Genomic DNA, 7,576 nt, shown 5'->3' with positions numbered 1-7,576 from the left:
GGTTCATTGTAAAATGAACTTGAACAGTTAATCAAAAACAAAAATCCATAGCGACTTCCTATGTTAAAATGGTTTTGAAAACAATCATCAACAAAGGAGCATCGCTATGAATCGAAACCTTTTTAACACAGATGAGATTGTTCGTAAATCAGGAAGTCATCTCACGCTTGCTGAACGAGGGATAATCCAAGCTCTGCATAAGGAGGGGATGTCCTTGCGCGGTATCGCTAAGAATGTTGGCTGCGCCCATACGACCGTTTATTATGAACTGAAGCGCGGTACACCGCCGCACAAGAGCAATCGTGGCCGCATCACCGGATATACCGCCAAGCGCGGACAGGAAGCCTACACGGCGAATCGCAGGCACTCCAATATGCTGTGGGCAAACAAACTGCCGCTCTCGCTCTTCGATTTACCCCATGCCTTAGGCAAAAGAAGCACAGGAAGTGGAATTGCAAGAACAAGCGCATGCTCGGGCGCAGCATAGAGGAGCGACCTGCGATTGCAAACGCCGGCACAGAGATTGGTCATTGGGAAGTGGACACGGTCGTTGGTCGGCGTCAGGGGCGCGAGGCGGTCATCTTCACGGCTGTGGAAAAGGGGTACAAAGATCTACTTCACACCCCCATACAGCTCATGGGAACGTCTCAGAACGAGCGGCACAACGGCCTCATGAGAGACGATATCCCCAAAGGAACATCCATTGAGCGATACAGTGATGAAGATATTCTAAGCATCGCAGACGAGCTGAACCAGCGTCCGCGCCGTATCCTGGGGTACCACACTCCAACCGAGCTCTTCGACCATTTTCTCGATGAAGTCTATGCTGTTGAGAACTGTTCTTGATTAAAATAACTGTTCAATTTGCACTTGCAATTTTCGAAAAGTTATCGTAGCTCGGTATTGCCATAAAGATCTCCTTCCTCACACTTAGCCATTAGACGCGATTTCCCATGAGTGAGCGTCCCATCCTGTTTCAGCAGCAACAGGAGCTTTTCCCATTTGAACCGACACTTCTCCCGACAGGCGATGCGTCAGTTTGCATCTTTCCTGCGTCTCAGACAATTCATCCTTAGCATGAAAGCTACAAACACCGTAGATTCTCCATGGTGTCCGACAATCTGGATGAAGGTATCCTACACGCCCCTACCCAAGCGTATGCGTGAGCCGTTCGGCGAGGAGGGTGTAGCGGCGCTTGGTGCGGTCGTTTTCTACGGCGGTCTGGAGGGCCGCCTTGGAACCGAGGAGGATGACGAGCGACTTCGCACGCGTGACGGCGGTGTAGAGGAGGTTCCTTTGGAGCATGACGTGATGGCCGGGCACAAGGGGCAGGAGGATGACGGGGTATTCGCTGCCCTGGCTCTTGTGGACGCTCATGGCGTAGGCGAGGGTGAGCTCGCCGATCTCGGCGCGCTCGTAGTCGACGGTCGTCTCGGCAAAGCGGACGGTGAGGTGGTCGGACTCGAGCTCGCGGATGTAGCCGATGTCACCGTTGAAAACATGCTTTTGGTAGTTGTTCTTCGTCTGCATGACTTTGTCGCCGAGACGGAAGGTCACGACGCTGTTCGTGTACTCGGACTTCGCGGGCCTCGGCGGGTTGAGGGCGGCCTGGAGGCGGCGGTTGAGGCTGTCGACGCCGCAGTCCTGGCGATGCATGGGCGAGAGCACCTGGATATCGCTGAGCGGCGAGTAGCCCTCGGCGGGGAGCTCACGCGCGCAGAGGTCGACGATGCGGTCGGCGGTCGCCGCGGCGTCAGGCAACTCGTAGAACCGGAAATCGCCGGCGGCGGAGCACTCCAGCAGCCGTCCCTGGTTGATGGCGTGCGCGTTGAGGACGATGCGGCTCGCCTCATCCTGGCGGAATACCTCGGTGAGGCAGACGCTCGGGATGACGCCTGAGCGCAGGATGTCCTTGAGCACGGCCCCCGGGCCGACGGCGGGGAGCTGGTCGACGTCGCCGACGAGGATGATGTGGCAGCCCGCGGGGACGGCGTCGAGGAAATGGCGCATGAGCACGATGTCCATCATCGAGACTTCGTCGAGGATGATGACGTCCGCCTCGAGCTGCTCGTCCTCGTCCTTCGCGAACATCGCCTGCGCGCCGCCCTGCGCCTCGAGCATGCGGTGGACGGTGACGGCCTTGCGCCCCGTCGCCTCGGCGAGGCGCTTCGCCGCGCGCCCGGTCGGCGCACCGAGCAGGATCGTGAGTCCCTGCCGCTCGAGGAGCTCGATCATGCCGCGCACGACGGTCGTCTTGCCCGTGCCGGGGCCGCCCGTGAGGACGAAGATGCCGCTCGTGAGCGCGCCCTCGATGGCGGCGCGCTGGCCAGCGGCGAGGCGGAGCCCCGCGCGCGCCTCCCAGTCCGCGACGAGCGCGGCGGGCGCCTTGACGGTCAGCTGCTCCGCGCGGCCCGCGAGGTACCGGAGGCGCTCCGCCGTGCGGCGCTCCGCCTCGTAGAGCGCGGGCGGATAGACGAGCGTCTCGCCGCCGACATGCTCGACGGCGAGCGTGTCCGCCTCGATGCCATGGCGCAGCGACGCGCGCACGGCCTCGCGTTCGACGCCGAGCAGCGCAGCGGCGCGCTCGACGAGCGGCCCCTCGGGGATGCAGCAGTGCCCGGAGAGCGCAATCTGCGTGAGCGCGTAGTCGATGCCCGCCGCGACGCGCGCGGCGTCATCCCGCTCGATGCCGATGCTGCGCGCGATGGCGTCCGCCGTCTGGAAGCCGATGCCCTCGACCTCAGCGGCGAGGCGGTAGGGATGCTGCTCGAGCACATCGAGGGCAAAGGAGCCGTACCGCTTGAAGATGCGCGCGGCAAACGTGCCCGAGAGCCCGTGCCCCTCGAGCCAGATCATGAGATCCCTGAGCTCCGACTGCGCCTGATAGGAGGCCGCGACCTTCTCCGCCGTCGCCTGGCCGACGCCGGGGACCTCCGCGAGGCGTGCCGGCTGCTGCTCGATGACCGTGAGCGTCTCCGCGCCGAACCGCCGCACGATGCGCCGCGCGAGCGCGGGGCCGAGCCCGTCGATGACGCCGGAGGCGAGGAACCGCTCGATGCCGTCGACGCTCGTCGGTGCGCTGACGACGAGATGCTCCGCGCGGAACTGCCGCCCGAACTTCGGATGCACGACCCAGCGCCCCTTGAGCGAGACCTGCTGCCCCACGAGCGGCGCCTCGCTCTGCACCGTCACGTTCACGCGCCCGCTCTCATGGTCGGGACGCAGGCGGAAGACGGCGAAACCGCCCGAGGGCGCCGCGAAAATAACGCTGTCGACGACGCCTGCGAGCGTCTCCTCCGTATCGAATCCCGCGAGTGTCTGCTGCTCCAACTGATCTCCTCCTTTTCTCCTCCGCGCGCCAGGGAACCGCTGGATACATCCAGAAGTCTCAAAATGATGTATGAAATGGTATGCCGGCCGCTCGTGAAGCAAAGCCCGCCCTGCGGCTCACGCCTCCGTGAGCCGCTCCCATTTCTCATAGCGCTGCTCGATTTCCTTTTCCTTCGCGGCATAGGCCTCGGCGACCTCGCGGCTCTTCTCCGGATCTGCCTGCAGCGCGGGATCGTTCATCTCGATTTCGAGCCCCTTGAGCTCGGCCTCCGCCATCGCAATCTCCGCCTCGGCGCGGTCGATGAGCTCCTGGCGCTTCGCCGCGCTCATGCTCTGGATGCTGCCGCGCAGCGCCTCCTCGCGGCGGCGCGCGGCGTCCTCGGCCTGATTGCTGGCCGCCTTGCCTTCTGCCGCGTGCGCCTTTTTCGCGCGCGCCTTTGCCTTTTTCTCCCGCGCCTTCTCGCGGGCACGCGCCGCCTGCTCCGCCGCCTCGCGTTCCTCGGCGGCCTCCTTCTCCTCGGCCTCCGCCTTGCTGCGGTAGTAGCTGTAATTGCCGATATACTCCCTGATATGGCCGCCCTCGAGCACGAGCGTGCAGTTCGCGACCTTGTCGAGGAAATAGCGGTCATGCGAGACAGCGAGGAACGTGCCGGGGAACGCCATGAGCGCCTCCTCGATGGCCTCCTTCGCGGGGATGTCGAGATGGTTCGTCGGCTCGTCGAGCACGAGGAAATTCGCGCCCGTGAGCATGAGCTTGAGGAACGCGACGCGCGACTGTTCGCCGCCGGAAAGATCGCCGATGCGGCGCAGCACATCATCGCCGTGGAAGAGGAACGCGCCGAGATACTTGCGCGCCTGCTCCTCCTCGATGCCGAACTCGTAGAGCAGCTCGTCGAGGATCGTGCGCTCCATGTGCAGTCCCTCGTGCTGCTGCGAGAAATAGCCGAGCTTCACGCGGCTGCCGAGCTTCACACGTCCCGTCGGCGACGTGAGCTCGCCGACGAGCACGCGCAGCAGCGTCGTCTTGCCCGCGCCGTTTGGCCCGACGAGCGCCACGCCGTCCCCGCGGCGGATGAGCAGGTCAATATGGGAGAAAATCTCATGCTCCCCGTACCGCCACGAGACATCCTCGAGCTCCGCCACGCGCTCCGCGCACTCCGGCGGCTTGTGGAACGCGAAATAATTGAAGCTCGCGTCCTCCGGCGGCAGCACGATGCGCTCGAGCCGGTCGAGCTGGCTCTGCCGGCCGCGCGCCTGCTTGCTCTTGATGCCCGCCTTGTAGCGGCGGATGTACTCCTCCGTCTTCTTGATGTGCGCCTGCTGCTTCTCGTAGGCGGAGGCGAGCGCCGCGCGGCGGTCGTGCTTCACGCGCAGGAAATAGCTGTAGTTCCCCTCGTAGTCCGTGACCGTCTTGTGGTCGAGCTCGAGGATGCGCGTCGCGACGCGGTCGAGGAAATAGCGGTCATGGCTGATGAGCAGCACGCCGCCCCGATAGTCGCGCAGGAACGACTCGAGCCACTCCGTCATGCCGATGTCGAGATGGTTCGTCGGCTCGTCGAGAAAGAGGAAATCCGGCTCGCGCATGAGCGCCTTCGCGAGGCAGATGCGCGTCTTCTGCCCGCCGGAGAAATGATCGACGTTCTTCTGGAAATCCGCCTCGGTAAAGCCGAGTCCGAACGCGACGCGGCGCAGGCGGCTCTCGTAGTCGTAGCCGCCGAGGCTCTCGAAGCGGTTGAGCGTACGGCTGTACGCCGCGAGCGTCTCCTCGTCCTGCGCACGCTTCAGCTCCTGCTCGAGCGCCGCCTTTTTCGCGCCGAGCGCGATGATATCATCAAAGGCCGAGCGGAACTCCTCGTAGAGCGTGCCGCCGTGGAACGCCGCCGTCTGCTCAACGTAGCCGATCGTGTCGTTCGTATCCCAGTGGATCTCGCCCGCGTCGACCTCCTCCTGCCCCATGAGGCAACGCATGAGCGTCGACTTGCCCGCGCCGTTCGCGCCGACGAAGCCGACCTTGTCACCGCACGTGACCTCGAAGCTCACATCGCGAAAGAGCTCGTCGATGCCGAATGATTTTGCCAGTCCTGTTACTTTCAATGTTCCCAAAGCGTGCTCTCCTCTAAAGGTTGGCCGCATCTCGCGGCCATGCCTCGAAAAAGGGGGCAGGCAGGACTCTGCGTCCGCTGCCCGCCCCACATATGATTTATTTCTTCTTGTAATCGCGCCCTATATTCACAACGGCCTGGTTCGAGCTGCCGCCGTCCATGATGATGCAGGGGAACGGCATGCCGTAGAACACATCCGTATTGCGCGACGACGTCGTGATGCTCGTCTTCTCCTTCGCGTCCGTGCGCCCCGTCTCGACGCCCGAGATGCGGAAGCCCTTGCGCTTGAGGATGTCCGCGACCTGCGCGCCCGCGCCGTTGATGCCGCTCGAGTTGATGACCATGACGGTGATCTCCGACGGCTTCATCGGCTCGTCCTTGTTCTCATCATCCGAGTCCGCCTCGTCCGCTTTCTTCTGCTCGCTGCCCGAGATGGTGAGCCCCTTCGGCAGCGCCGCCTTGTACTCCGCATCCGCTTCCTCCGCCGTCGCGCGCAGCTCCGGCGTGAACTCGATGCCGAGTTCCTCTGCGAGCATCTGCCGCGTCGCGACGATATCGGGGATCCAGTAGCTGATGTCCTGATAGTACGCGGGCTCGCCCGGCACCATGTCGGCGCTGAGCCCCGCGTCGTGGATGCCCTTGAGCCGCTGCGCGAAATCGAGCATCTCCGTGAGGCTCATATCCGTCTTGACGGCGGAGCTCACCTCCTCGACGAGCTTCGGCAGGCGCGGCAGGATCTCCGGCGAGATGACCTTCGCGAGCACGGCCCTCATGAACTTCTGCTGACGGCCGATGCGGCCGATATCGCCCTCGCCGTCGCGGTAGCGCACATACTGGACGGCCTTCTTGCCGTCCATGTGCTGCTCGCCCGGATAGAGGTCGATGACGAGGCCGCCGTTGTCATCCCAGGGATCCTCGTAGTGCATGCGCTTCTCCACGTTGATATCGACGCCGCCGATGGCGTCGATGATGCGCTCGAACGCACTCGTATTGATGATGAGATAATGGTCCATCGGCACGCCGAGGAGGTTCTCCACCGCCGACATACTCAGCGCGTGCCCGCCGAACGCATACGCGTGATTCGCCTTGTCATAGCCGTGTCCGTCGATGGCGAGCCGCGTATCGCGCGGCACGGAGAGCAGCGCGCCCTTGCCGCTCTCCGTATCGAGCGTCGCCACCATGAGCGTATCGCTGCGGCCCACGTCATCCGCGCGCTGATCGACGCCAAGGATCATGACATGAACTGTATGCTCCCCCGCCATCAGACCCGGCGCACCGCCGCGCGAGCCCCGCCCGTGCAGACCGCCGAATCCCCAGACGAGACCGATGCCCACGAATAAAAGCAGAAAAAACGCCAGCCACTTGACTCTGCGAAAACTGCGCTTCTGCCGGCGCGTTCGTCTCATTTCGACACTCCTCCAATTTTTTATACTCAACTTCCTAAGTATAGCATGAAAACAAGTTGAGCGCTAGGAAAAACAGTCACCAGCGAAAGCTCCTCACCACATCGCCCCGCCGCCAATAGAAAAATCGGCCAGGCACTAGAAAAGCCTGACCGACTATGATAGACTGAAAAAAGCGAATCACCAACAAAGGTGGCCATAGGTAGTCGAGCCGATGCTCCGATGTAAATCCTAAGGGAACCGCTGATTCAATGAGGTGCCCCGGATTTGCGCGGATGCGTTGTATCTCTCTAGGAGACAAACCGGAGGCGTAGCGGGCTACGCTGAGGATTTGTCGACGACGAGAGGACAATGCAGACGCGTGAAGACGGGGTGCCGAATGAATCAGTGGTTCCCTAGAAGGGCGTGATGCCGCTGGCATCACGATATACATGAAAACCAACGTGTTCGCGTTGGCCTTGATCCTCATCATCGCCATCGCCGCGCACTATGGCATCATCGACGAGGACTTCGTCCTCGCCATGATGCAGGCAGTCTTCTGCCGTAAGTAATCCCTTTCGGCGGCATCCCCAGCATGAAAAAAGAAGCTATCCTGCAAAATAGCTTCTCTTTCATAGGGATGTCGGTGGCCATCAGTGTGTCAGCACTGTTTGTATGGCCGAAAAAATCTTTTTCCTCCATACATCGGAGCGACCACCTCTTGGTGGTTCGCTCTTTTGTATCTCTAGCCTACCACGATTG

Annotated in this window: 3 protein-coding genes and 1 pseudogene; 1 reads left to right on the top strand and 3 read right to left on the bottom strand. The window is 62.2% G+C overall.

Features of this window, described 5'->3' with window-relative positions; genetic code table 11:
- Window positions 1–106 precede the first annotated feature (106 nt).
- Window positions 107–846: pseudogene (locus F599_RS16300) on the top strand (transposase).
- 300 nt (window positions 847–1,146) lie between these two features.
- Here the strand turns inward: F599_RS16300 and recD2 are convergent.
- The 3 genes from recD2 to F599_RS0112635 form a co-directional block, all read right to left on the bottom strand.
- Entirely contained in the window at window positions 1,147–3,330 is a 2,184-nt protein-coding gene (recD2, locus tag F599_RS0112645; protein WP_019543868.1) for an SF1B family DNA helicase RecD2, read from the bottom strand.
- Between the two features lie 117 nt (window positions 3,331–3,447).
- Complete coding sequence (locus F599_RS0112640) at window positions 3,448–5,433, bottom strand: ABC-F family ATP-binding cassette domain-containing protein (RefSeq protein ID WP_026327990.1); 1,986 nt, start codon at window positions 5,431–5,433, stop codon at window positions 3,448–3,450.
- Between the two features lie 97 nt (window positions 5,434–5,530).
- The gene (locus F599_RS0112635; protein WP_019543866.1) at window positions 5,531–6,838 is read right to left on the bottom strand and encodes an LCP family protein; all 1,308 of its coding nucleotides are present in this window, start codon (window positions 6,836–6,838) and stop codon (window positions 5,531–5,533) included.
- Window positions 6,839–7,576 lie beyond the last annotated feature (738 nt).

Source organism: Selenomonas bovis DSM 23594 (assembly GCF_000381005.1).
GTDB classification, from domain to species: Bacteria; Bacillota; Negativicutes; order Selenomonadales; family Selenomonadaceae; genus Selenomonas_C; species Selenomonas_C bovis.
The sequence above is the reverse complement of the archived record's forward strand: the minus strand, read 5'-3'. Positions and strand labels throughout refer to the sequence as shown.